The organism is Chondromyces crocatus, assembly GCF_001189295.1.
Lineage (GTDB): Bacteria > Myxococcota_A > Polyangia > Polyangiales > Polyangiaceae > Chondromyces > Chondromyces crocatus.
Window position 1 is genome coordinate 9,500,701 of the sequence record NZ_CP012159.1, and the last position, 24,317, is coordinate 9,525,017.

General features: G+C 68.4%; 21 protein-coding genes. 7 read left to right on the forward strand and 14 right to left on the reverse strand.

Annotated features, from left to right (window positions below; all coding sequences use genetic code 11):
- Positions 1-31: 31 nt before the first annotated feature.
- From CMC5_RS34300 to CMC5_RS34310, 3 genes are all read right to left on the reverse strand, one after another.
- The gene (locus CMC5_RS34300; protein ID WP_082363052.1) at positions 32-1,663 is read right to left on the reverse strand and encodes an amino acid permease; all 1,632 of its coding nucleotides are present in this window, start codon (positions 1,661-1,663) and stop codon (positions 32-34) included.
- 61 nt (positions 1,664-1,724) lie between these two features.
- Positions 1,725-2,546, reverse strand: coding sequence for a hypothetical protein (locus tag CMC5_RS34305; protein ID WP_050434348.1), 822 nt, complete (start codon positions 2,544-2,546; stop codon positions 1,725-1,727).
- A gap of 321 nt (positions 2,547-2,867) precedes the next feature.
- Positions 2,868-3,662, reverse strand: coding sequence for a hypothetical protein (locus CMC5_RS34310; RefSeq protein ID WP_050434349.1), 795 nt, complete (start codon positions 3,660-3,662; stop codon positions 2,868-2,870).
- A gap of 221 nt (positions 3,663-3,883) precedes the next feature.
- Between CMC5_RS34310 and CMC5_RS34315 the strand changes: the two genes are divergently transcribed.
- Positions 3,884-4,783: an alpha/beta hydrolase gene (locus CMC5_RS34315; protein WP_050434350.1), complete on the forward strand. Its 900-nt coding sequence runs from the start codon at positions 3,884-3,886 to the stop codon at positions 4,781-4,783.
- Positions 4,784-4,807: 24 nt separating this feature from the next.
- Here the strand turns inward: CMC5_RS34315 and CMC5_RS34320 are convergent, their stop codons facing one another.
- Positions 4,808-5,407, reverse strand: coding sequence for a YqgE/AlgH family protein (locus CMC5_RS34320; protein WP_050434351.1), 600 nt, complete (start codon positions 5,405-5,407; stop codon positions 4,808-4,810).
- A gap of 197 nt (positions 5,408-5,604) precedes the next feature.
- On the opposite strand from CMC5_RS34320, the gene CMC5_RS34325 reads away from it, so the two are divergent.
- The gene (locus tag CMC5_RS34325; RefSeq protein ID WP_050436300.1) at positions 5,605-7,068 is read left to right on the forward strand and encodes a DEAD/DEAH box helicase; all 1,464 of its coding nucleotides are present in this window, start codon (positions 5,605-5,607) and stop codon (positions 7,066-7,068) included.
- Positions 7,055-8,269, forward strand: coding sequence for a DUF790 family protein (locus CMC5_RS34330; protein ID WP_050434352.1), 1,215 nt, complete (start codon positions 7,055-7,057; stop codon positions 8,267-8,269). The genes CMC5_RS34325 and CMC5_RS34330 overlap by 14 nt, the downstream gene beginning before the upstream one ends.
- Positions 8,270-8,288: 19 nt before the next feature.
- Here CMC5_RS34330 and CMC5_RS34335 read toward each other — a convergent pair whose 3' ends face one another.
- The 6 genes from CMC5_RS34335 to CMC5_RS34360 form a co-directional block, all read right to left on the reverse strand.
- Positions 8,289-9,350, reverse strand: coding sequence for a tetratricopeptide repeat protein (locus CMC5_RS34335; protein WP_050434353.1), 1,062 nt, complete (start codon positions 9,348-9,350; stop codon positions 8,289-8,291).
- Positions 9,351-9,353: 3 nt separating this feature from the next.
- Positions 9,354-10,502 carry a magnesium/cobalt transporter CorA gene (gene corA, locus CMC5_RS34340; RefSeq protein ID WP_245677989.1) on the reverse strand — a complete coding sequence of 383 codons (1,149 nt, stop codon included), beginning with the start codon at positions 10,500-10,502 and terminating at the stop codon, positions 9,354-9,356.
- A 120-nt stretch (positions 10,503-10,622) separates the two neighbouring features.
- Positions 10,623-11,027, reverse strand: a complete 405-nt coding sequence (gene msrB / locus CMC5_RS34345) for a peptide-methionine (R)-S-oxide reductase MsrB (RefSeq protein WP_050434354.1) — start codon at positions 11,025-11,027, stop codon at positions 10,623-10,625.
- 169 nt (positions 11,028-11,196) lie between these two features.
- Positions 11,197-11,982 (reverse strand): ABC transporter permease, encoded by a 786-nt coding sequence (locus tag CMC5_RS34350; protein ID WP_050434355.1) that lies wholly within the window; start codon positions 11,980-11,982, stop codon positions 11,197-11,199.
- Positions 11,983-11,984: 2 nt separating this feature from the next.
- Positions 11,985-12,794: an ABC transporter permease gene (locus tag CMC5_RS34355; RefSeq protein WP_245677991.1), complete on the reverse strand. Its 810-nt coding sequence runs from the start codon at positions 12,792-12,794 to the stop codon at positions 11,985-11,987.
- Positions 12,791-13,798: an ABC transporter ATP-binding protein gene (locus tag CMC5_RS34360; protein ID WP_050434356.1), complete on the reverse strand. Its 1,008-nt coding sequence runs from the start codon at positions 13,796-13,798 to the stop codon at positions 12,791-12,793. Before CMC5_RS34360 ends, CMC5_RS34355 begins: the two co-directional genes overlap by 4 nt.
- Positions 13,799-13,935: 137 nt before the next feature.
- Between CMC5_RS34360 and CMC5_RS34365 the strand changes: the two genes are divergently transcribed.
- Complete coding sequence (locus CMC5_RS34365) at positions 13,936-16,467, forward strand: protein kinase domain-containing protein (protein WP_050434357.1); 2,532 nt, start codon at positions 13,936-13,938, stop codon at positions 16,465-16,467.
- Between the two features lie 46 nt (positions 16,468-16,513).
- Here CMC5_RS34365 and CMC5_RS34370 read toward each other — a convergent pair whose 3' ends face one another.
- A complete protein-coding gene (locus CMC5_RS34370) occupies positions 16,514-17,698 on the reverse strand; it encodes an FIST C-terminal domain-containing protein (protein WP_050436303.1) in 1,185 nt (394 codons plus the stop codon).
- A gap of 150 nt (positions 17,699-17,848) precedes the next feature.
- Here CMC5_RS34370 and CMC5_RS34375 point away from each other — a divergent pair, with 150 nt between their 5' ends.
- Both CMC5_RS34375 and CMC5_RS34380 read left to right on the forward strand, forming a co-directional pair.
- Positions 17,849-18,604: a PP2C family protein-serine/threonine phosphatase gene (locus CMC5_RS34375; RefSeq protein WP_050434358.1), complete on the forward strand. Its 756-nt coding sequence runs from the start codon at positions 17,849-17,851 to the stop codon at positions 18,602-18,604.
- A gap of 54 nt (positions 18,605-18,658) precedes the next feature.
- Positions 18,659-19,567: a terpene synthase family protein gene (locus CMC5_RS34380; protein ID WP_050434359.1), complete on the forward strand. Its 909-nt coding sequence runs from the start codon at positions 18,659-18,661 to the stop codon at positions 19,565-19,567.
- 7 nt (positions 19,568-19,574) lie between these two features.
- Here CMC5_RS34380 and CMC5_RS34385 read toward each other — a convergent pair whose 3' ends face one another.
- Together CMC5_RS34385 and CMC5_RS34390 are read right to left on the reverse strand one after the other, a co-directional pair.
- A complete protein-coding gene (locus CMC5_RS34385) occupies positions 19,575-19,946 on the reverse strand; it encodes a hypothetical protein (RefSeq protein WP_156339075.1) in 372 nt (123 codons plus the stop codon).
- A gap of 135 nt (positions 19,947-20,081) precedes the next feature.
- On the reverse strand, positions 20,082-21,791 hold the full coding sequence (locus tag CMC5_RS34390) for a prenyltransferase/squalene oxidase repeat-containing protein (RefSeq protein WP_050434361.1): 1,710 nt from the start codon (positions 21,789-21,791) through the stop codon (positions 20,082-20,084).
- Between the two features lie 195 nt (positions 21,792-21,986).
- On the opposite strand from CMC5_RS34390, the gene CMC5_RS34395 reads away from it, so the two are divergent.
- Positions 21,987-22,238 (forward strand): hypothetical protein, encoded by a 252-nt coding sequence (locus CMC5_RS34395; RefSeq protein WP_245677993.1) that lies wholly within the window; start codon positions 21,987-21,989, stop codon positions 22,236-22,238.
- Positions 22,239-22,250: 12 nt separating this feature from the next.
- Here CMC5_RS34395 and CMC5_RS34400 read toward each other — a convergent pair whose 3' ends face one another.
- Entirely contained in the window at positions 22,251-24,308 is a 2,058-nt protein-coding gene (locus CMC5_RS34400) for a PrkA family serine protein kinase (protein ID WP_050434362.1), read from the reverse strand.
- Between the last annotated feature and the right edge of the window lie 9 nt (positions 24,309-24,317).

Consider the following 24,317-nt stretch of genomic DNA (forward strand, 5'->3'; position numbering starts at 1 on the left):
CAGGCGGGACGAAGGGCTGAATCAGCGCTCCTCACGCGGCTTCACCGGAGGCGCTGGTCGCGCTCGCAGCGTCGGCGCGTTGACCGACGGCGCTCTCGGCGGCGCTGATCTGGGCGGCGCGCTCGCGGCTGGTCAGGCCGTCCGGAGGGCCCTTGAAGCGGCGGCGCTCGAAGACGAACCAGACGACGGCGAGGATCGCGAGGACGACGCCGGTGATGCCGAGGGCCTTGTCGTTCGGGGGCTGCACGCTGACGAACAGGAGGAGCAAGCAGCCGAGGACGCTGGCGATGGCGACGGGCTTGTAGAAGGCGCCGATGGTCCAGGGGCCCATGCGGGTCCAGGTGCGGCCGTGGGCGTGGATGCCGACGAGCGTGGGCATGACGTAGGAGATGTAGAGGAAGATGACGCAGACGGCGGTGATCGTGGAGTAGACGGGGGTGTAGAGCGTGAACAGGATGGCCAGGATCGACGAAGCCCAGATGGCGTGGACCGGGGTGCGGAACCTGGGGCTGACCTGCTTGAGGTGACGCGAGAAGGGGAGGCCGCCGTCGCGCGCGAAGGCGAAGGTCATGCGCGAGGTGCTGGTGACGGTGGCGAGGCCGCAGAGGTACTGGGCGATGGCGATGCCGGCGTAGAGGGCGATGGCGAGGGGGCGCGGCAGGACGCGCTCGACGATCCAGAAGAAGGCTTCGCCGCCCTTCGCGGCAGCCGCGTCCATGTCGGGGATGGCGAGGACGATGGCGGAGAGCATGATCCAGCCGAAGACGCCGGAGACGAGGACGGCGCGGACGATGCCGCGAGGGACGGTGGTCGAGGCGTTGATGGTCTCCTCGGAGGTGTGCGCCGAGGCGTCGAAGCCGGTGATGGTGTACGCGGGCAAGAGGAGGCCGAGGAGGAAGAGGAAGCCGGTGCTGTTCGTCTCGGGCCAGATGTCGCCGCCGCGCGGGCCGCTGTAGTTGGTGAAGGTGACGAGGCGGGAGAGGTCGAGCTCGGCGGCGAAGGCGAGCATGGAGAGGGTGAGGGCGACGGAGACGAAGAGGATGAGGTAGCCGCTGAAGTCGGTGAGGAGGGTGGTGATGCGGATGCCGAGGTGGTTGAAGACGGCGTGCGAGAGGGTGATGAGGGCGACGCCGACGCCTTGCAGGAGCATGGCGCGCTCGGGGGGCAGGTCGGCGATGTGGAGGCCGACGAGAGGCCCGAGGGCGTGCATCGTGAAGAGGTAGGCGCCGACGTTGATCGCGGCGAGGACGGTGACGAGGCCGAGGAGGTTGATCCAGGCGGTGGCCCAGCCCCAGCCGCGGCCGCCGAGGATGGAGCTCCAGTGATAGAGGCCGCCGGCGGTGGGAAACGCAGAGGCGATCTGGCCCATGGTGAGGGCGACGCAGAGGGAGACGAGGCAGCAGAGGGGCCAGCCGATGCCGATGGCAGCACCGCCGACGCTGCTGAGGCCCATCTGGAACGAGGTGAGGCCGCCGGCGATGATGCAGATGATCGAGAAGGAGATGGCGAAGTTCGAGAAGCCGCTCATGCGGCGGAGCAGCTCCTGGGCGTAGCCGAGGGCGTGGAGGGTCTCGACGTCGGCGTCGGCGGTGGCCTTCGCGCTGGCGTCGTCGCGAGGCGCGGTGTCGTCGTGAGGTGCTCCGGAGTCCTGCGACTGACGCATCGGCTTCCCCCTTCGTGGCGTGCGGGGGGAGTCTAGTGCGTGGGGGGCCGCGGCGTCTTGGTCACTTCTGGGTGAGCTGGTAGGTGATGTCGACTTCGAAGACGCGATCTTCCGGGAACGTCATCTTCCCCCCGAAGCGGAGGGTGTGCTCGCCAGGGGAGAGCGGAGCGAGCATGAGGTAGTAGCCCTTGGTCATGCCGTTGCGCGCGTCCTCGGGGAAGCCGCACTCGTTGGGGCCCGTGGGGAGAGCGTACGGGTGGAAGGCGGTGGCGGGATCTTCAGGGCCGGTCCAGGAGAAGGGCTGTGCGTCGGTCATGTGGGCGTCCAGGTTCGGGAGGGGGACGCCATCCAGCTCGGCGACGAGGTCGATGGTGAGCGCAGGATCGAAGAAGCCGTTCACGCAGGCCTCGAGCTCTTCGTCGTTCGCGTTGCAGCAGAGGTCGTCTTGCACGTAGGAGGCGCAGGTCGCGTTGAGCAAGGGGAAGAAGAGCGCCTTGTCTGCCGGGACGGTGCAGCTTCGTGTCTCTGCGCCCGAGCCCATGTTGCCGGTCAAGAAGAAAACCGGGCCGGACTGGTGGGTGTCGCAGTCGTGGCCGAACAAGGGGTTCTCGTCCTCGGGGACGCCGAAGGCCCAGGTCCACCAGGCGGCGCCCCAGGCGCTCATGGACTGCCCGAAGGCGTCGGCGTCCGGGGGCATCGTGGCGGGGGGCTCGTCGACGGGGGGCTCGTCGATCGGGGGTTCAGCGACGGGAGGCTCGTCGATCGGGGGCTCGTCGATGGGGGTCTCGTCGATCGGGGTCCCGGGAGCTTCGGTGTCGCTGCAGGCGGGCACGAAGAGAGGGAGGGAAAGCATGCACGCGGCGATGATTCCAAGCTTGGTCATGGCGGTGATCCTCTGGGGCAAGCCGTGACGAGCACGGGCGTTGCGCGGTCGCTTGTGGCAGCGGCATTGCGAGCGGCATGCCGTGAGCGGGGCGGGTCGGCAGCCGGTGTCAGGGGCGTGCGAGAGGGCCTGGATGCGCGGGTCGGGAGGGGCTCCGCCGGGGCGTGGCAGCACGGAGAGGTTGCGGCGCTGGGAGGCGGTGCTGCGAGGCGGCGCCGCAGGAAGCTTCGCGGGTGGCGATCGCTCGGTGCGCTGTGATGCGCGCGTGACAGGTGTCACGGCGCCGGACCGATCGGCGTCGGGGCGCCGTGACAGGCGGAGCTACGCTTCGTCGTCGTCGGTGGCTTGCCAGAAGGCGAGGCCCTCTTCAGGGCCATCGCGGAGGGAGATGAGGCCGCAGTAGAGGATCGCGGGGGTGGTCTTGCGGAAGGCGGGGGACTGGAGGTCGATGGTCAGCCAGGCGGCGGTCACGCCCCAGAGGACGGGGCCCAGCCACTCGGCCCACAAGGGGAAGCGCGCGGCGAGGCGGGTCATGAGCTGGCCGGCGGCCTCGCGGCCGAGGAAGGGGGTGATCGTGGAGAGCACGAGGCCAGGGACGAGCTTCTCGACGACGTCCTGGCCCAGCATGCGGACGAGCAAGGCGACCCGGCCCTTGGACTTGAGGTGGCGGAGCAGTTCGTCTTCCACGGCAGGGCCCAGGTCTCGGTCGCGGAAGAGGGCGCGCTGCTGGTCCTCGGAGAGGTCGAGGACGGCCTGCTCGACGACGGCGCGGACGAGGCACTCCAGGCGGGAGCGCGGGGTGCCGATGGGCTTGAGCTTGACGCCGAGGCGCTGGGCGATGGCGTCGAGGAGGTCGTCGAGGGGGACGCCGGGCTCGCGTCGCGTGAGCCAGCGGAAGAAGTAGGCGAGGTCGGCGCTGCCGAGGTAGCGGATCTCGCGCTCGATCTGGCGGGCGAGGGCCGCGCGATGGGCGGCGCAGGGGTCGCGCTGGAAGGCCTCGTAGTGCCGGTGGAGCGAGGCGTCGGAGGAGAAGTTCACCGGGCTCTTGAGGGCCGCGATGAGGAACTCGTAGTCGGCGGGCTGCGCTCGTTCGAGGATGGATTGAAAGCTCGACATCCGCTTCTCCTCCGCATCCAGCGCTTCACGCCTGCGCTCGCTCTCCCCGGGGGGGAGGAGAATTTCTTACCGCGCGCGGGAGGGTCTGTCACCGCGGTCGCGGAGGTGGTGGAAATGCAGGGAGAAAAAGGGGAGTGGGTGGCGTGGCGCGACGTCTGCCGCCAAGCTGGCCAGCAAGCTGGTTGATCATGGTCTCAACGCGGGTTCCACTCCCCTCCCCCATGCCGTCGCGCCGTCTGTTCCTTTCGTCCGCCGCTGCCGCGCTGCTCGCGCCGCGCGGCGCTCACGCGGCCGATCCTTCGCCGCCGGCGTGGATGCCGCAGGATCTGGAGGTGCGCGATCTGGCGGTGGCGGGGGACCGGGCGCTGGGTCGGCGGTTCACGCTGTTCGTGCCGAAGTCGCTGAAGCCGGAGGAAAAGGTGCCGCTTCTGGTGCTGCTCCACGGGAAAGGAGAGACGGGGGACGAGCGCATGGGGGCGTGGGCGTGGGTGGAGCGCTACGGGCTGGGGACGGCGTACGACCGGCTGCGGCGGGCGCCGATCGCGCGGACGTCGAAGCGCGGGGACTGGACGGAGGGGCGCCTCGCAGAGGTGAACGCGCACCTTGCGGCAAAGGCGTTCCAGGGGCTGGTCATCGCTTGTCCGTACACGCCCGATGTCCACCGGACGTCGAACCCGGCAGCCTCGCTCGATGGGTACGCGAAGTGGCTCGCGGAGGTGGTGGTGCCGCGCGCGCGCGCGGAGGCGCCGGTGTTCACGGAGACGGCGCGCACGGCGCTCGATGGGTGCTCGCTGGGGGGTTACGTGGGTCTGGAGGCGTTCCTGCGGCGGCCCGAGGTGTTCGGGGCGTGGGGTGGTGTGCAGTCGGCGTTCGGCGCGCACCGGGCGCCTGGGTTCGCGGAGCGGCTGGCGAAGGCGGTCGCGGCGGTGGGGCCGCGGGATCTGCACCTGCTCACGAGCCAGGGGGATCCCTTTCTGCCGGGCAACCAGAAGCTCGCGGCGGAGCTGTCGAAGAAGCAGGTGCCTTGCACGCTGCGGGTGCTCCCGGGGCCTCACGATCAGCCGTGGCTGCGCGAGGCAGGGACGATCGAGATGCTCCTGTGGCACGCGCGGAGGCGCTGAGCGCGATGACGGTGGCTCTGGAGGTCAGGCTTCGCCGATGCTGCGCATCGACATGACCTCGACGGGGCTCAGGCCCAGCAGCTTGTAGGCGGCTTCCCAGCGCTGCTCGATCGGGACGTCGAAGAGGATGCTCTCGTCGAGGGGGACGGGGAGCCAGGCACCGCTGGCGATCTCGCGCTCGAGCTGGCCAGGGCCCCAGCCGCTGTAGCCGAGGAGGACGGCGCGCTGGCGTGGATCAGGCGACAGGCCTCCGGCGCCAGCAGCCGCCGCCAGGGAGTCGAAGGCGCTGCGCGAGGAGGTGATGCGGATCCGGTCGCCTGCTGCGATGACGGCCTCGTCAGGGACGAGTTCGGGATCGACGCAGAGGATCCACCCCGAGCTCGGCTGGACGGGGCCGCCGATGTAGACGGGGGTCGCGCCGGTGGACTCGCCTTCGTAGCCGGCGAACGACATGAGCTCGGCGAAGGTGACCGGTGCGGCTCGGTTCACCACGAAGCCGAGTGCGCCGCTTTCGCTGTGGGCCGCCAGGAGGACGACCGTGCGATCGAAGTTGGGGTCACCGAGCGGCGGTGAGGCAATGAGAAAGCCTGGGGCGAGGTCGCTCGATCCGGTGTTCTTGCTCATCGTTACGACCCATCCACATCGTTTTCCACGTCAGAAGCTCACGTCGTCGCCACGCGTGCGGAGTATGCTCCCGGCGTGGACGCGACGTCGTCAACCTACCAGATCGCCACGGGTTGCGCGCTCAAAGCGGGCGCGATGAGGATGACGATCGCCAGCGTGTCGGCAACAGCCTGACAGGCTCCGGGCGCGACCTGACCATGACGGACTCCACGGGCTTCGCGGGTGCGCCACTTCCCTTCACGATCCGCTTTCAAGGCGGGACCTTGCGCGTCGAGGTACCCGTCGATCCAGCGCGACAGGAGGAGGCGTCGCTCACGGTCGAGGATGCTGAGGGCGAAGGCGCGGCATCCCGTGCGCCAGCGGACGTTCCGGCACTTCCAGCGCTCTGTCGGTGGGATGCGCGCGAGCGGGTATGGCGGCTGCCCGCCGTCGACTACGCCGAGCTGATCCTGCGGTTGCGCGCCGAGGGGGTGCCGTTCGTCGATGCGGCGCGGCGTTACGAGGCGCTGTCGCTCACGCCACGGGCGCGGCACGATCCGTTTCCTTACCAGCGAGAAGCGCTCGCGGCGTGGGGGAGGCGGCGGTTCCGTGGGGTGGTGGTGCTGCCGACGGGCGCAGGGAAGACGTTCGTGGCGGCACTGGCGATCGCGGATCGGCAGCGCAGCACGCTGGTGGTGGTGCCGACGCTGGATCTGCTGAACCAGTGGTACGAGGCGCTGTCGACGGCGTTCGGGGTGCCGGTGGGGATCGTGGGGGGCGGCTACCACGAGGTGCACGATCTGACGGTGACGACCTACGATTCGGCGCACCAGCACATGGATCGGCTCGGGGATCGGTTCGGGCTGGTGATCTTCGACGAGTGCCATCACCTGCCGAGTCCTTCGTATGCGCTGGCGGCGCGGATGTGCCTGGCGCCGTTCCGGCTGGGGCTCACGGCGACGCCGGAGCGCACGGATGGGAAGGGGTACGATGAGCTGATCGGGCCGCTGGTGTTCCGCAAGGACATCACGGAGCTGAGCGGGGAGTACCTGGCGGCGTACGAGGTGATCCGGCTGGATGTGCCGCTGGGTCAGGAGGAGCGGGCGGCGTACGACGCGGCGCGGGCGACGTACATCAACTTCCTGCGGGCGCACGGGATCCGGATGCCGGAGGGGTGGGGGCAGTTCTTGATGCTCAGCTCGCAGTCGGACACGGGGCGGCGCGCGTTCGAGAGCTACCGGAAGCAGCGGATGCTGGCCTTGTGCGCACCGGGGAAGCTGGAGGTGCTGGCGCGGCTGCTGCACGCGCACCGGCAGGATCGGACGATCGTGTTCACGGAGGACAACGCGACGGTCTACGCGATCTCGCGGCGGTTCCTGCTGCCGGCGATCACCCACCAGACGAAGGTGAAGGAGCGGAGCGCGATCCTGGCGGGGTTCAACGAGGGGTCGTTCACGGCGGTGGTGACGTCGAAGGTGCTGAACGAGGGGGTGAACGTGCCGGAAGCGAACGTGGCGATCGTGCTGTCGGGAAGCGGGTCGGTGCGAGAGCACGTGCAGCGGCTGGGGCGCATTCTGCGCCGGGGCGAGGGGAAGACGGCGGTGCTCTACGAGCTGGTGGCGGCTGGGACGAGCGAGGAGCGGGTGAGCGACAAGCGGCGGGATCACGTTGCTTACCAGTGATCTGGTCCGGGTCCGGCGGAGCAAGGAAGGGGCGCTCACGCCGCAGTACCTGAAGGGGGCGTCCGCAGAGCGGTTGCTGCCGGTGGCGGCGGCGTACGTGAAGATCCTGGAGGCGCACGTGGGGCGGAGCCGGGACGAGATCGAGGCGGCACTCGATGCGATCCCGGTGCCGGCGCGGGACCGGGTGGCGGCGCTGGGGCTGCGGAAGGTGCTGGACGACGGGTGCGCGTTCGAGGTGCGCGAGGGGGTGGATGCGGAAGGGATCCGGCGGGAGGTGTTCGCGGCGGCAGCAGCGGCGCACCGGTCGCTGGAGGTGCGGGGGGACTTCGATCGGGCAGCGGTGCTGGGTGAGGTGGCCGCGCGGATGGGGACGACGGTCGAGGTGCTGGAGGCGGGGCTGTACGCGGATCTGAAGGGGGCGGAGCTGCTCCAGCAGTTCACGGCGACGGCGCCGGAGGTGCTGCGGGATCGGTACAACCTGTCCTTGGCGCAGTCGATCTTGCTGAAGGCGACGAAGGTGACGGTGAAGGTGGAGGGGGAGACGGCGGCGCGGATGCGGCGGCTCTTCCGGGCGGCGCGGTTCCACGGGCTGCTGCACGTGGTGAAGGCAGAGCCAGGGGGCGGGTACACGCTGACGCTGGATGGGCCCTTCAGTCTGTTCGATCAGGTGCAGAAGTACGGGCTCAGGCTGGCGATGTTCCTGTCGGCGGTGCTGCCGTGCGAGAAGTTCGAGGTGCACGCGGAGGTGCTGTGGGGGCGCGAGCGGGAGCCGGCGACGCTGAAGATCGGTCCGGAGCAGGGGCTCACGTTCCACGGGCGAGAGGCGCCGGACACGACGCCGGAGCTGTCGGCGTTCGTGGAGGGGTTCCGGCGGCTGGGGTCGCGCTGGTCGGTGGCGGCAGGGGAGCGGATCTTCGCGCTGCCAGGGGAAGAGGTGGTGGTGCCCGATCTGCGGTTCGAGAACGGGGCGACCGGGGAAGAGGTGTACCTGGAGGCGTTCGGGTTCTGGAGCCGGGCGGCGGTGTGGCGGCGGATCGAGCAGATCCAGCGGGGGCTGCCGGTGCGGTTGATCCTGGCGGTGGGGAAGCAGCTGCGGGTGAGCGAGGAGGCGCTCGGGGAGGACGAGAGCAGCGAGATCTACGTGTACAAGCAGACGCTGTCGCCGCGGGCGGTGCTGGAGCGGCTGGAGCGGAAGGGGTGAGCCGAGAGGCCAGCCTCGGTCAGAGGTCGGCCTCGGCAGCCTCGATGGCCTGGAGCGCGGTGAGCTTGCCCGTCAAGACGGCGGAGAGGGCGTCGCCGTAGGCCTCGGCCATGTCCATGGCGTTGAGGATGGCGTTGCGGATGAGCATCGGGTCGAGGAGGGTGCCGCTCCAGTCGATGGCGACTTTGTAGCGGACCTCGCCGGTGCGGTAGCTCATCTCGAAGTTGCCGTCGCAGAGGCCGTCATTGGCGCGGGTGATGAGCTCGGCGACCTGGGCGCGGTGCTCTTCGGGGGCCGCGGGCTGGTAGACGATGTGCAGCAGGAAGCGGCGGATCGGCTCGGAGACGCGCACGAGGGCCGAGCCGAGAGGGCCCTGATCGATGGAGGTGGCGTAGGACGCCCACTCGTCTTCGTCGGTTTCCTCGGGGACGCGATCGTGAGACCAGCCCGCGGCTTTGAGGACGGCTTCGACCGTGGCGATGGCAGCGCCGTTGGGCTCGTCGTCTTCGTCGCCCTCGTCGGTCTCGGTGGCCTCGCCGTCGTCCTCGCGTTCGCCCTCCGCAGCGGCAGCCGCCGTGAGGTGGTCGAGCAGCTCGGTCACGTCGGTGCGCTGCTTCCAGTCCTCGGGGGCGAGGGAGAGCGCACGCTCGCAGTCCTGCCGGGCGCCCGCGTAGTCGCCGAGGAGCGCGCGCAGGGAGCCGCGGGTGCCGTGGGCGTCGGGGCTTTCGGGGTCGAGGGAGACGGCGCGGTTCAGGTCCGCGGCGGCGCCTTCGAGGTCGTCGCTCTGCTGTCGAGCGAGGCCACGGCGGATCAGGGCGGGGACGAAGCCGGGATCGATGCGGAGGGCCTCGGTGTAGTCGACGATGGAGGCCTCGATGTCGCCCGCGAGGCCGTGCGCGTTGGCGCGGTTGTAGCGCGGGGCGAGTTCGTCGGGAGCGAGGGCGATGGCAGCGCTGAAGTCGGTGATGGCGGCGGGGAGATCGCCGGTCTCCTGCTTGCCGTTGCCGCGGTTGGTGAGGTCGGCCCAGGACGAAGTGTCCGACGGGGCGTCTCCTTTCGGCGATTCATCGTGTTTCGTCATCCCTCACTCCTCGTCGAGATCGTCCCGACCCAGCCATCCCTTGCGCCTGTAATAGATGAGCAGCCCCACCACGCTGCCGAGCATGAGCATGAGCGAGTAGGGGTAGCCGTAATACCAGTCGAGCTCGGGCATGTTGAAGGGGGAACTCTCGTGGCGGAAGTTCATCCCGTAGATGCCGGCGATGGCGGTGATGGGGAGGAAGATGGTCGAGATGATGGTGAGGACCTTCATGATCTCGTTCATCCGGTTGGAGACGGTGGAGAGATAGAGGTCCATGAGGCCGGAGCTGAGCTCGCGGAAGGTCTCGACCATGTCCATGACCTGCACGGAGTGATCGTAGGTGTCGCGCAGGAAGATGCGGGTCTCCTTGGTGATCAAGGGGCTCTCGTCGCGGAGCAGGTTGTTCACCAGGTCGCGCTGGGGCCAGATGGCGCGGCGCAAGGTGAGCAGGTCGCGCTTGAGATCGTGGATCTGTCGGGACATGGGGCGGCGGGAACGCGGGACCTCCAGCTCCAGATCTTCGAGGCGCTCGCCGAGGCGCTCGAGAAGCGGGAAGAAGCCGTCGACCACGGCGTCGAGGACGGCATACGCGAGGTAGTCCGAGCCGCGGGTGCGGATGGAGCCACCGCCTCGGCGGATGCGCTCGCGGACGCCCTCCATGACGTCACGATCCGACTCCTCCTGGACGGTGAGGACGAAGCCAGGGCCGAAGAGGATGGCGATCTGCTCGGTGCAGATGCCGCCGTTGCCGTTGGACTGGGCCATGCGGGCGATGACCAGGTGGTGATCGGGGTAGGCGTCGGCCTTGGGGCGCTGAGGGACGTTGACGATGTCCTCCAGCGCGAGGGCGTGGATCTTGAAAATCCGGCCGATGCGCTCGAACGTTTCGCGGTGCCCGATGCCGCGGATGTCCACCCAGGTGATGGACGGCCGGTCGTCGGTGAGGAACTCGATGGCCTCGTCGAGGTCGTGGATCTCTTTCTCGACCACCACCTCGGGGGAGTAATCGATGACGAACATCCGCGGCTTGGTGGTGCTCTCGAGGAGCAGGGTGCCCGGCGGGGAGGCAGGCGGCGGCTCGCGGGTAAAGCGCTGGTGCCAGGGCCGCTTCTTCTTTTTCTTCACCGGCGGGGGCACGCCCTGCCTGTACACCAGGCAGCGGCTGAAGCGTATCCCGTCTGAGAGGAGCGAGATGACGCACGCCAGGCGTGGCGGCGTCGCTGGAAGTGAGGCGGCTGGAGGGCGAGGCGGCTGGAAATGGAGGGCGAGAGGTCAGCGGCCTTCGAAGTCGAGGGAGGCCGAGTTGATGCAGTAGCGCTGCCCCGTCGGGAGGGGGCCGTCGGGGAAGACGTGGCCGAGGTGGGCTTCGCACTTGCTGCACCGGACCTCGACGCGGCGCATGCCGTAGGCGAGGTCTTCATGCTCGGTCACCGCAGGGCGTCCCGCTGGCTCCCAGAAGCTCGGCCAGCCGGAGCCCGAATCGAACTTGGAGCGGGAGTCGAAGAGTGGGGCTCGGCAGCAGACGCAGAGGTACACGCCGTCCGCCTTGTGATCCCAGTACTTCCCGGTGAAGGCCCGCTCGGTGCCGCCACATCGGGTCACCTGGAACTGCTCTTCGGTCAGGCGCTCTCGCCAGGCGTCATCCTGGCTGTCTTGTTTCTCTGGGGTCTTGTTCATGGGTTCAACCTCGATGAAGTGGTGATCCTGACGCGCTACCCAGCCCGCGTCGAGGGTGGTCGCGCGGACGGAGGGGTGCGGCCGCTCCAGGCGTCGCGGGAAGGCGGGATCCTGGGTCGGTTCGAGGCGGAGGCGAGCCCGGGTCAGCTCGAGGCGGAGGGGAGCCCGGTCAGCTCGAGGCGGAGGTGTAGTGGGCGATGGCGCGGCGCCAGACGGCCCGCGCGATCATGGCGAAGACGATGGCTCCCGCGGCGATGAAGGCCGCCGTCTGCACGGAGAGGGCGCCGAGCAGGGCCAGGGCGGGGTAGGTGGTCATCAGGGCCAGGGGGATGATCACGGTGAAGATGATGCGCCAGACGCCGCTGAACATGGTCACGGGCCAGCGGGCGAAGTCGAAGATGGAGTTGAAGAGGTAGGCGAGGTTGTCGAGGCGGACGACCCAGAAGGCGGCGGAGATCACCAGGATCCAGACGGAGTAGAGGACGAGGGTGGCAGCGGCGAGCAGGCCGAGAGAGAGCGCCACGTCCGCAGCCGCCGGGGTTCGCCCGAGGCGCGAGAAGGCGAAGGCGAAGATGACCATCGCTGCGCCGACGTCGATGACCTTCCAGGGTTCGAACTTGGCCGTGGAGACGAGGAACTGGGCGTCGGCTGGCTTGAGGAGGGTGAAGTCGAGGGTGCCCTGGCGGATCTGCTCGACGACGCGGAGGAGCGAGGGGTTGACCGCGCCGTCGAGCACGCCCTTGAGCAGGGTGAACCAGCCGACGACGACGAGGGCGCGCTCGAAGGTCCAGCCTTCGATGGGCGGTCGGTCTCCGAGGGCGACGTAGAGGGGGACGAGGCCGATGACGATCCAGACGAGGGTGATCAGGCCGCCGATGAAGAACTCCCAGCGGTACTGCATGCCGAGCGCCATCGAGACGCGGAGCTGGGTGGCGAGGAGGCGGAGGTAACGCATGCTCAGCCTCCGAACGCGGCGAAGCGGCGCATGCCGGCGCGCCAGGCGAGGAGGGCCGCGAGCAGGAAGGCGGCGACGTACGCCCACTGGGTGACGAGCTGGCTGGTGATGCGCGCAGGGTCGAGGAGGCCGGTGAGGAGCTCGACCGGGAGGGCGAGGGTGTAACGGAAGGGGAGCACGTCGCAGAGGGCGCGCAGGCTGGGGGGGAAGAGGTCGAGGGGGACGAGGTAGCCAGCGAGGACCATGAAGGCGGCGAGGTAGACCTCGAAGACGGTGGTGGAGCTCTCCATCACGAAGGCGAGCGCGCCGATCAGGGCAGTGATGAGGAAGTTGAGCAGCCACGCGCCGACGAGCGAGAGGGCGACGAGGGCGAGGTGGGCAGGGTCGGTGGGGATGCGGTCACCCGAGGCGACGAGCAGGGCGATGGCGATGGGGAGACAGAGGAGCGATCGCAGGGGGATGGCGGAGAGGTTGTCCGCGCTGAACAGGAAGAGGGGGTGGATGGGCTTGAGCAAGCGCTGGGAGAGGGCGCCGCTCTTGATCTCGGCGTTCATCTCCCAGACCAGCCACGAGCTGGTGAGCTGTCGGACGATGAGGGTGGCGAGGAAGTACGCCGTGAACTCGCCAGGGCCGAAGCCGCCCACGGGGGCGTGGGAAGAGACCGCCGTCCACAGGGCGAGGCTGACGAGCGGCATGGTGGTCGTGAGCATCCAGACCAGCATCTCGGCGCGGTAGGCCATCGCGCCCGCGAAGCCGACGCGGAGGAGGGTCGGGTAAGCGCGGAGGATCCGGGTGAGGGCACGAAGCCTCAAGAGGTCCCCTGGGTCTGCGCCGGGACCTGGGTGAAGAACTCGCGCATCACCTCTTCGAGGGGGGGATCTTCGACGGTCAGGTCGGTGACCTCGGGTCGTCCGAGGAGGTGGGCGACGGCGTCACGCAGCGCTTCCTGGGGGACGTGGAGGACGGCCCTGGCGGCGTCCAGCTCGACGAGGGTGCCCACGCGCTCCAGCGCGGCGCGTTCGAGGGGGGCGCTGGTGCGCAGGGCGATCTGCTTGTGGGGGCGCACGCTGCGGGCGAGCTCGGTCAAGCTGCCGTCGTAACGAAGCTGGCCCTGGTCGATGACGATGACGCGCGGGCAGAGGGCGGCGACGTCATCCATGTAGTGGGAGGTCAAGATGACGGTCGCGCCGTGGCGCTCGTTGTAGCGGCGGATGAAGTCGCGCACCGTGAGCTGCATGGCGACGTCGAGGCCGATGGTGGGCTCGTCGAGGAAGAGGATCTCGGGTCGATGCAAGAGGGCGGCAGCGAGTTCGCACTTCATCCGCTCGCCGAGCGAGAGCTGGCGGGTGGGCTTGGTGGCGATGCCGCCGATGTCGAGGAGGGTGGTGAGTTCGTCGAGGGTCTCCTTGAACTGCCGGTCGGGGATGTCGTAGATGGCGCGGTTCAGGGCGAAGGTCTCGACGGGAGGGAGATCCCAGAGGAGCTGCTGCTTCTGCCCCATGACCAGCGTGATGCGCTTGAGGAAGTCGACCTCGCGCTGCTGAGGAACGAACCCGGCGACGCGGACGTGGCCTTCGGTGGGATGAAGGAGGCCGGAGAGCACCTTGAGGGTGGTGGTCTTGCCAGCACCGTTGGGGCCGAGGAAGCCGACCCGCTCGCCCGGAGCGATGGAGAAGGAGAGGTTCTGGACCGCACGGACCGAGCGGTACTTGCGGCGGAAGAGCGAGCGGATCGAGGCGGAAAGGCCAGCTTCCCGCTCGTGAACTTTGTAGACCTTCGAGAGATCCTTGACGTCGACGGATTGCGCGGGCGCCATGAGGGGCACGGGAGGGTAGCAAACCCGTCTCTGCAGATCTGGGGTACCCTTGCGCATGCGCCAGGTACCCGGTGGTTCAGTGCCCTCGGCGGCTTCGCGGATCGACTGTGCCCTCGGCGGCTTTCGGGATGGATGGGATGAGCCAGCGTAATCTGAGCGAGGACGAGACGATCGCGGTGACGGAGTTCGCCGATCGAGACGAGGTGAGCATGGGCCCCTTCACGACGCCCTCGTCGGTCAGCGGCCCTCCACCGCAGGTGATCGTCTCCGTGCCGCCGCCGGCGGGGGAGCGAGGGACGTCCTCGACGCCAGGGGCGCATTTCCGTGGGCCAGCGAGCCAAGCGTCGACGGTGATGCCCGCAGGGTGCGCGGAGAAGCGGCAGATCCTGGGGGGACGCTACGAGCTGCTCTGCCTGGTGGGCTCGGGTGGGATGGGGAACGTGTACCGGGCCCGCGATCAGGAGCTGGACGAGGTGGTGGCGCTGAAGACGCTGCGCCGGGAGATCGCCGACAAGGCGGGGGTGATCGATCGGTTCCGGCGCGAGGTTCGGCTCGCGCGACGGGTGACGCATCCGAACGTGGCCCGGGTGTTCGACATCGGGGAGCACGGCGGCGACAAGTTCCTGACCATGGAGTACGTGGACGGGGAGTCGCTCTCGGATGTGATCACGCGCGAGGGGCCAATGACGCTCGCGCGCGGGGTGGAGGTGGCGGAGGCGATCTGCGCAGGCCTCGGCGCGGCGCACCGGGCGGGGGTGATCCACCGCGATCTGAAGCCGGACAACGTGCTGATCGCGAAGGATGGGCGCGTGGTGATCACGGACTTCGGGATCGCGCGTGCGTACGATGTGGAGGGGGGCGGGAGCCAGACGGCAGGGATGACGATCGGGACGCCGGCCTACATGTCACCCGAGCAGGTGCAGGGGCGTCAGGACATCGATGGGCGCGCCGACGTGTATGCGCTCGGCGCAGTGCTCTACGAGATGTTCACCGGGGAGAGGGCGTGGCGGGGCGATGGGGTGTTCGCGGTGGCCGCCGCCAAGCTGATCTCGGATCCGCCGGATCCGCGCCTGCGCCGCGCCGATTTGCCGGTGGCCTTCGCACGGTTGATCTTGCGCTGCATGGCGCGCGCTCCGGAGGCTCGCTTCGCGACCGTGGAGGCCATCGTCGAGGAGCTGTCGACGCTGACGCACCTGCCAGCGAGCGGGCCACCGAGCCTGCCCACGTCGACGCCCGTCCAGGGTCCCCCGGCGGCCGATACTGCGGCGGGCGACCGGGTGGTCGCCGTCCTGCCGTTCCGCAACCAGGGTCCCACGGACGATGGGTACCTGGCCGATGAGCTGACCGATGATCTGATCGACACGCTCTCGATGACGCGTGGACTCAAGGTGCGGCCGCGGGGCGTGGTGCAGCGGTTCCAGGGGCAGGATCAGGATCCGCGGGAGATCGGCAGAGAGCTGGACGTGCAGGTGGTCGTCGACGGCTCGGTGCGACGACGCGCGGGGACGGTACGGATCAGCGCCCGGCTGATCAGCGTGGCGGATGGGTTCCAGCTCTGGGCGCGCCGGCTGGACAGGCCAGAGCAGGAGGTGCTGCGCATGAGCGACGAGGTGGCGCAGGCCATCGTCGAAGCGCTCACGTCGGACGCGCAGGTCGCCCCGCTGCGCGAGGTGCCCTCCGATCCCGTGGCCATCGATCTCTACCTGCGCGGCCGCCATCTGTACCGGCAGTTCTGGCCAGCGAGCTTGAGGGAGGCGATCGGGCTTTACGATCAGGCGCTCGCCCGGGTGCCCGGCGATCCGATGTTCCTCGCTGCGTGCGCCCTCGCGCGTTGCAGGCTCTGGTTCTTCACTGGCGAGGGGGCCAATCAGGTCGTGGAGTCGGCCCAGCGCGCGGTCCGGGCCGCTCCTGATCTGGCCGAGACCCGCCTCGCGCTCGCGGCCGTACAGCTTCACGACTGCGACGCGCCCGGGGCCGTGCGCGAGCTGAAGCGTGCGCTCTCGCGCAACCCGAGCCTGGCCGAGGCGCAGAGCCTTCTCGGCAGCATCCTCCTGGAGGCAGGGGACATGGACGGTGGCCGGCGCTGGACCGAGGCGGCGCTCGCGCTGGATCCGCACACGCCGCTGGCGCGGGCGGCCATGGCGCGCCTCCACGCGCTGCTCGGGCGCTGGGATCAGATGGAGGCGACGCTCGCGCAGGCGAACCCGCTCCGGAGCGAGCAGTGGGCGATCCGGGCGCGCTTCCTCGTGTGGCAGCGGGACATCGAGCAGGGAGCGCGGCTGATGGAGGGGCTGGACGAGGACACGCAGATCCCGGCGATGGCCCGGACGCTGCTCACGCTGCTGCGGGACAGGGGGCTTTCCCAGCAGCAGGACAGGGGGCTTCCCCAGCCACCGCTCGAGATCATGACGGGAGAGACGGCCCACCACGGGCCCCGGCGGCGCACCTTCATGCACCAGCTCCGGGCCGAGGTGCTCGGGTTCCTGGGCGACACGGAGAAGGGTCTGCAGGAGATCCAGAGCGCCGTGGACTCGGGGTTGATCGACCTCCTGTGGATGGAACGCTGTCCGCTGCTCGAAGGGGCACGCCAGGATCCGCGCTTCGGGACCATGCACGCGGTGGTACGCCGGCGAGCCGACGCGATCGTCGAAGCTTACCGGGAGCGCTGATGCCGTGAACGGGTCCGCGCGAGAGGGCAGGGCCCGACGCGGGACCTCAGCTCGGCGCTCGGAAGAGGGCAAGGACGCTGGAGTAGAGCGCGATCCGGGCGTCGCTCTCGGCGTTCCAGGGGACGAGTTCGAAGGCCGAGTGCATGCCGGCGATCGGGAGATCACCGAAGCGACTTCGGAGGATGCGGGCCTCGACATCCCGGGCGCCGTAGAGGCTCTGACCGCGGCCAGCGCAGGTCAGGTAGAGGGCGAAGCGCGGGGAAGCGCCGAGGATGCCGCGCGAGATCCGCTGGGTCGCCGCCGCGAGTTCGGAGCGGGCGGTGGTCGCGTCACGCACGGCGAAGGCGAGGCGCACGCCCCGTCGGGCAGCGTCGCCGATCATGAGGCCACGGCGGGCGGTGTCGAGCCCGCGGACGGGCCGCACGACGAAGCGCGGCGACGCCTCGGACGTGGACGCAGGATCGGCAAGCGCGGCGAAGACGACGGGGGCAGGCTCCGCCGGGTCGGCGGGGCGAGGGCGCCCGACCCTGTTGGTGCAGGAGGACAGCAGGTCGAGCGCAGGTTTGCCCCCCACCGACAGGACGAGGCCGCCTTCGGTGACTTCATCGATGGGGTGGAACTCCGAGAGGAGCCGGCAGGCGCCCGCGGTCTCGACGAGGGGGGGGGCGAGGCCGGTGAGGACGAGGCCCACCGCAGCCGCCTCCCGCACCTCACCGGAGGCCAGGATGACGATGGGGTTCGCGCCCACCGTCCCGGCGCCGAGCACCGTCGAGCCCGGCGCTGCATCCGAGAGGGCGGAGAGTGTGTCCGCCTCGACCGCCTCGGGCCGCATGAAGAGCAGGACCGTCCCCGTCCGGGGGCGCGCTCCAGGCTGGCGCGAGGGGGCACTCGGCCCGCTGGGCTCCAGAAGGAGCGCGACGGCGCCCGCGACGTCACGGGCTGGCGCAGCAAACGGAGCGCAGTCCCCGCCTTCCCAGAGCATGCCGCTCACCCCGGCCTCGCCCTCGAGCTCCCCGCGCTCACTCAGGACGCCAGCCGCAGGGACGAGGCACGTGGCGACGCCCCGGAAGATCTCACGAGCGACCTCTGCCACGGCGGGCAGGCGCTGGACGAGGCCCCCGCTGAGAAACAGCAGGGCGCCCACGGGAGCGCGGACGGCGCGCCGGGCCTCGACGAGACGCGACCTGAGGCCATCCAGCCCACACGCCGCGGAGAAGCTGTGGCCGGTCATGGCCATGGTCGGGTCGCACGGAGTCTAACCGACCGCAGCGCCTCTCGACAGAGCCAGCTCGAGGCGATTATTGTCTTCTCTCCAGGCCGCGTCCCCCGCCTGATCGCGTGGGCGGGCAAGGCGCGTCATGCGAAGTCCGTCGACCAGGCGATGAGAGTTCGATCTTTCGGCCGCACGGATGTAGGGCGCCACCGGCGCTCGAACGAGGATGCCTTCTTCTGCGACGATGGGCTGCGTCTCTACATCGTCGCCGATGGCATGGGTGGCCACGCCGCAGGCGAGGTCGCGAGCGCCGAGGCGGTGGAGACGGTCTACGGCATGGTCAAGCGGGGCCTGCCGTCGCTGGGGGATCCGGACGAGCCGCTGACGCCCGAGAAGGCCCGGGCGGTGTGTCGGCTCATCGAGGGCGCCATCCAGGCCGCGACCTACATGGTCTTCGCCATCGCGCAGCTCGAGCGAGACAAGAACGGGATGGGGACGACGCTGAGCGTGGCCCTCGCGATGGGCGACGCCATGGTCACCGGGCAGGTGGGCGACAGCCGCATCTACCAGGTCCGAAACGGCCACGCCGTGCAGATGACCGAGGATCACACGCTGATCGCCTGGCAGATCAAGAACGGCCTCATCTCCCCGGAAGAGGCGCGCATGTCCCCGCACCGCAACGTGATCACCCGGGCGGTGGGGAACCGTGACTACGTGGAGGTCGACACCTCCATCGTCACGACCGAGGCAGGAGATCGCTACCTGCTCTGCTCGGACGGGCTTCACGGCTACCTGCACTCGGAGGAGGAGGTCGCGACCATCGCGGAAGACGGCGGAGAGAAGGCCGTGGACAGGTTCATCGAGGTCGCGAACCAGCGAGGCGGGCGTGACAACATCACGGCGGTGCTCGTCGAGGTGTTGTGAGAAGAACGCAGGCGAGCGGATGGGGCACGGGCCTCGGGAAGTGAGCATGACACGATGGAACTCGATCGAGCGGTCCTCCAGAGAATCCTTGCGTGGGGAGAGGGCCTCGAGAAGTTCAAGCCCTCGCACGGTCGCAATGCGCTGACGATCGTCCAGGGGTACGTCGATGGGGTCGACGACGAGCAAGGTCACCCCGTCCAGGGTCTGGGCGGAGATCGCGAGGCGCTCTTCCTGTTCGCGACCGCCCTCACCTGGACGTTCTGGATCGACGAGCTGTTCGATGCCGACAAGGGTGGGACGTCGGCACCCGTCGATGTGGGGGCGGTGCTGCGAGGCATCGAGGGGAAGGACGACGCGCCCGCTGCACAGGGATTTCAGCGACTCCGGGCGCTGTTCGTGGCCTACGAGGGGGACGCGGAGGCGTACGGGCTGTGGCTCCAGACGGCCGCTGACGCGGTGAAGGCGTGGGAGATCGAGGATCTCCTGTCCTACGGGAAGCTCTCGCTGTCGTACGCCGAGTACCTGGAGAACGGGTACAACAGCACGGCGGTCCCCTTCATCCTCGCCACGGCGGCGCTGGTTCATCGGCTCGACATGCCTTCCCGGCTGCACGAGGAGGCGATCCGGAGCCTCTTGCGGCAGCTCAGCATCTCGTGCCGGCTCCACAACGACATCTTCAGCGTCGAGAAGGAGCGCCGCGAGCAGTCGTGCGCCAACGCGGTGCTGGTGCTGGAGCGGCTCCTTCCGGCAGAGCAGGCCGAGCGCGTGGCCCGCGACGACCTGCAAGGCTACGAGCGCATGCTGCGCAGGGACGTCGATCGGCTCCCGCCAGGGGACGCCTTCGGGGTGCTCGGGCGGGTGATGCCGGAGGCCCATCGGATCCTCTACACGGATCCGAGAGGGGACTACGCCGGGGCCCAGCAGGGTCGAACGGCAGAGACCGTGGCGACCCCGGAGGGGTGAGCGCCAGCTAGCCGGAGGAGGTCCGGAGCCGCACCGCCGCTTCGATGATGCGATCGACCTTGGTCGCTGGCACCTTCAGAAAGAGGGCGGCTTCCCGGAGCTCCGACCAGGCGAAGGGTTTGATGTTGACCCCTAGCCAGGCCACGGCCGTGACCAGACCTCGGACCAGCCGGTCATCGGTCACGGCAGCCGTCGGGATGTTTCGCTTCTTCAGCGCATCCGCGGTGATCTTTCGCTGGACGCTGTTGACCTGAACCGCGCCCAGGCTGGTCGCGAGGTACCGGTTGATGCCCTTGGTCATCAGGTCCTTCGCGAAGGCGTGCCACACGGCGTCCTGGCTGGGCCCCAAGTCGGTGAACGAGATCACCAGGTCATCCATGATGACCCATCTGTGCCCTTCGCCCATCGGCTCCGGGCCTCAGAGAAGAAAATCGCGGGGCAAGACGGTCGAGCTCATGGGGGTGCAGGCGGAGCGAGTCAGGCTGGAGAATAGACGCGCTCATCCTCCTGTTTGTCAAGCCGGCAGCGTTCTCCCCAGCCTGGACCACGCGGTCAGCAGACCGTGGATGACGAAGGCGTGGGTGTTGGTGGCCAGGTGGTAGAGGAGGGGTCGAGGTCCGTACACTTCAGGGCGCCCAGGCCAGGTTCCGTCGTCTCGCTGGGTGTCGACCAGGTAACGGAGGGCGCTGCGGATGAACGCTTCCCCGGGCTGGTGGATGTCGAGCAGCATCGCCAGAGAGAGCCCCGTGGGGCTCGGGTAGCTCTCTTCTCCGGGCTCTTCTCCCCAGCCTCCATCCTCGTTCTGGACCACGAGGAGGGACTTGCGCGCAGCGCGGGAGACAGGGTGATACGCCCCCACGGCGCGACCGATCTCGAGCACGGCATAGGGGAAGCTGCGATACCAGCCCGCTCTCCACCGTCCCTTGATCTCGTATTGCTGGACCAGCCAGCGGTAGGGCGACTCCAGCGGGACACGGTGGATGTCGGGGTACGCCGTCAGCGCCGAGAGGGCGTGAGCGACGCAGTCCTCGACGGGCTGGTCATCCTGGGATTGCCAGGTGTTCCAGAGGCCGTCCTTGCGCTGGCGCGCGGCGAGGTAAGCGATCCCTCGGGCGATGCAGCCAGCGTCCACGTCGGGGACGCCGGCCAGGGAGAGCAAGACGCACGAGGTGGTGTCGGTGTCCGACTCGACGCTCGTCCGGAACCCCCAACCGCCATCTCGGTTCTGGGCCTGCATGAGGAACTGGATCGCCTTCGGCCGCGCGAGCGCCTCGAAGCGCGACTGCCCCTCGTAAGCGCGTACGAGCAGCGAGGTATCCCAGACGTTGCTGATGCAGAAGCGCCACGTTCCGTCGGGCTGCTGGGCGTCGAGCAGGTGCTGCAGGCAGCGGTTGTACGCGGTGGACTCCGGCGCCGTCTCCAGCAGTGCGAGCAAGGCAAGCGCGGAGCTCACGGGGTTGTGACAGAAGCTCCCGTCCGTGGCCTGCATGCTCTCCAGGTACAGCCTTGCCGACTCGCTGGGGCAGACCCCCGGCTGGAGGGCTTCGAGAAGCAGGTACACCGCCATCAGATCGACGCGGCTCCACTGCTTCATGCGGAGCCGCTCGGCGCGGTCGTAGATGCTGCGGATCTGGGCGCGGACCCGCTCCTGGCTGAAGGGCGAGAGGACCTCTTTCCGCGCGTGCAGGGTCAGCGCGTAGAGGAAGAGCGTCTTGCGTCGGAAGACGTTGCTGTAGAGCTCGGGCTCTCTGAGGTCGACGACCACGCTCGTGCCGGAGAGCAAGCTCCAGGGCGTCTCGTCGAGCATCTGACTGAAGCGGGTCTGCGTCTGCGGTGTCGCCGTCGCGAGCCAGGTCTTGGCGCGCTCGACGGCGGCGGCCGCTGCTGGGCCGGGCGTGCGGGAGAGGACGTACGCCACCAGCCCGGTGTCGAACATCCTCGCGTCGGGGAGGACGAACCAGGAGCCTTCCGGCGTCTGGGCCTCCAGCGTGTGCTCGATGGCCCGGGTGATGCAGCGCTCCAGCGCTTGCACCAGGTCCTCGTCGAGTTCCTGGGCGCTGTTGCTGACCGGGCCCCGGATCGAGTCGGGTCCTGCATACCACCACCCGTTCTGCTCGGAGCTGGGAGGCGCTGCGTCGTCGGGGAGCGTTTCCTCCTTGGGGACGGGAGGTGGCGTCGGGGGTGAGTCGTGGGGCGCGTCTCCCACGGGCGGCTTGAGATCCATCAGCGTCGTCGCATCTTCCGGGACTCGGCACAGCGATAACGAGCAGTTGGTCCCCCACATCCTCCCGCTCGGTAAGCCTTCATGGAGCCCCTCAACAGGCCACATCAACGAGGGAGCCGAAGACACGGGCTACCCTCGGCACGGGCTCTGCAGAGCTCGTGCTACCCTGTGCTCATGTCACTGAAAGATAAGCTGATGACGGAGGGCATGAAACTGGCTGCCAATCCCAGCGTCGCGAAGCTCATGCAGGATGAGAGGTTCATGAGGCTTCTCATGACGGCGATGAGCGTCCCCGGAAAGGTATCTTCCTTCACGACCGAACAGAAGGAGACCTTTGCCAAGACGATGGGGCTGGCGACGACCGAGGAGCTACGTGATCTCAAGCGAACGGTGGCCGCCCTGGAGCGTGAGGTGTCGCGCTTGCGCAAGGCGGCCAACGAAGGGTAACGGCAACGACGACTACTTCGTATCGCCGCGCGCGTAGATTGAGGCGACGTAGTCGAGCACATCGCGCGCGGACACCTCGTTATACCCGAAGTACTTCATCAGACGCGTCTTGATGATGTCGATCTTTTCCTGCGTCTCCTTGTCGATGACACTGGAAACGAGGGTCTGGAGTTTGATGGCATCCTTCTGATCCTCGAAGAGCTTCAGCTCGAGCGCGCGGCGAAGCCGATCGTTGGTGTGCCACTCGAATTTTTTCCCATCGACTGCCAGAGCACCGATGTAGTTCATGATCTCCCGACGGAAATCGTCCTTTCGATTCTCGGGGATCTCGATCTTCTCCTCGATCGAGCGCATCAGCCTCTCGTCGGGCTCCACGTCTTCGCGCGTGAAGCGGTCCTTCACCTTCTCCTTGAGGGTGAAGGCCTTGATCGAGTCGATGTAGTTCGCGGCGAGCTTCTGGATCGCGTCTTCGTCGGCGCTGATCGCTCGCTGGACCTCGTTCTTGACGATCTCCTCGTACTCGCGCTTCACCATGCCGATGCACTCGCCATAGCGCTTGCGGTCGTCCTCGTTGGTGAGGAGCGAGTGGTGCCGGAGTCCTTTCTCCAGCTCGCTCAGCACCATGAAGGGGTTGATCGTCCCTTCGCCGATGTCGTTCACGAGGGCGTTGGAGATCTTGTCCTGCACATAGCGCGGGCTGATGCCGTTCATGCCCTCGCGCGGCGCTTCCTTCCGGAGCTCCTTCACCGTGTCCTGGGTGTAGCCGGGGAGGACCTTGCCGTCGTAGAGCTTCATCTTCTGCACGACGGAGAGGTTGTGCTTCTTCGGGTCCTCCAGGCGGGTGAGCGTCGCCCACATGGCAGCAACCTCCAGGGTGTGCGGCGCGATGTGCTTGCCGCGGATCTTCTCGCGGTTGAAGTCCTTCTCGTAGATCCGGATCTCCTCCGACACCTTCGTGATGTAGGGGATGTCGATCTTGATGGTCCTGTCCCGCAGGGCTTCCATGAACTCGTTGCCGAGCAGCTTCTTGTACTCGGCCTCGTTGGTGTGGCCGATGATCAGCTCGTCGATGTCCGTCTGGGCGAACTTCTTCGGCTTGATCTTGTGCTCCTGAGAGGCACCGAGCAGGTCGTAGAGGAAGGCGACGTCGAGCTTGAGGACCTCGATGAACTCGACGATACCGCGGTTCGCGATGTTGAACTCGCCGTCGAAGTTGAAGGCCCGCGGGTCGGAGTCGGAGCCGTACTCGGCGATCTTCCGGTAGTTGATGTCACCCGTCAGCTCGGTCGAGTCCTGGTTCTTCTCGTCCTTGGGCTGGAAGGTGCCAATGCCGATGCGGTCCTTCTCGGACAGGACGAGGCGCTTCACCCGGATGTGCTGCATCACCTTGCCCCAGTCGCCGCCGTAGCGCTCCATGAGGCGAGCGAAGATGAAGCGACAGGCAGGGTTGAGCTCCCCCTCCACGCGGACCTGGAACCGCTCGTTGGAGAGCCCGAGCTCACGGATGGCTCGTTCGCGCCACGCCACAGGGATGAGGCGGAGGGGCTCCTCGTGCATCGGGCACTTGAACTGAGCCCCTTCGGAGCCAGCCATGCCGACGCCCTCCAGGTTCACCCAGTCGTACGTGTAGAGGGCCCCGTCAGGGGTCGTCGAGTAGTGCTCGACGCCCTTCTTCAGGAGCCGAGCGATCGTCGATTTCGAGGAGCCGACGGGCCCGTGGAGCAGGATCACGCGCTTCTCCGGGCCGTACCCTTCCGCGGCGGCCCTGAGGACGTGAACGAGCCGCATGAGCGGGATGTCGAGGCCGTAGATGGCGTCCTTGCCGCCGTTCAGCTCGTCCTTGAAGAAGTTGTAGCGGATCAGCTTCTTCTTGTTGTCGGTGTACTCTTCGGTCCCATACCGAATGATCATGTCGTACGCCCGCTGGTACGCGTTCCTCGTCACCTGAGGCTGCTGGCGGACGATGTTGAGGTAGTCCTCGAACGAGCCCTCCCACGAGAGATCGCGATAGAGCGCGTAGTCCTGCATCGCCGCGATCGTGTCGACCATCCCTGTGCGCATCTCGGCCATCTCTCACAC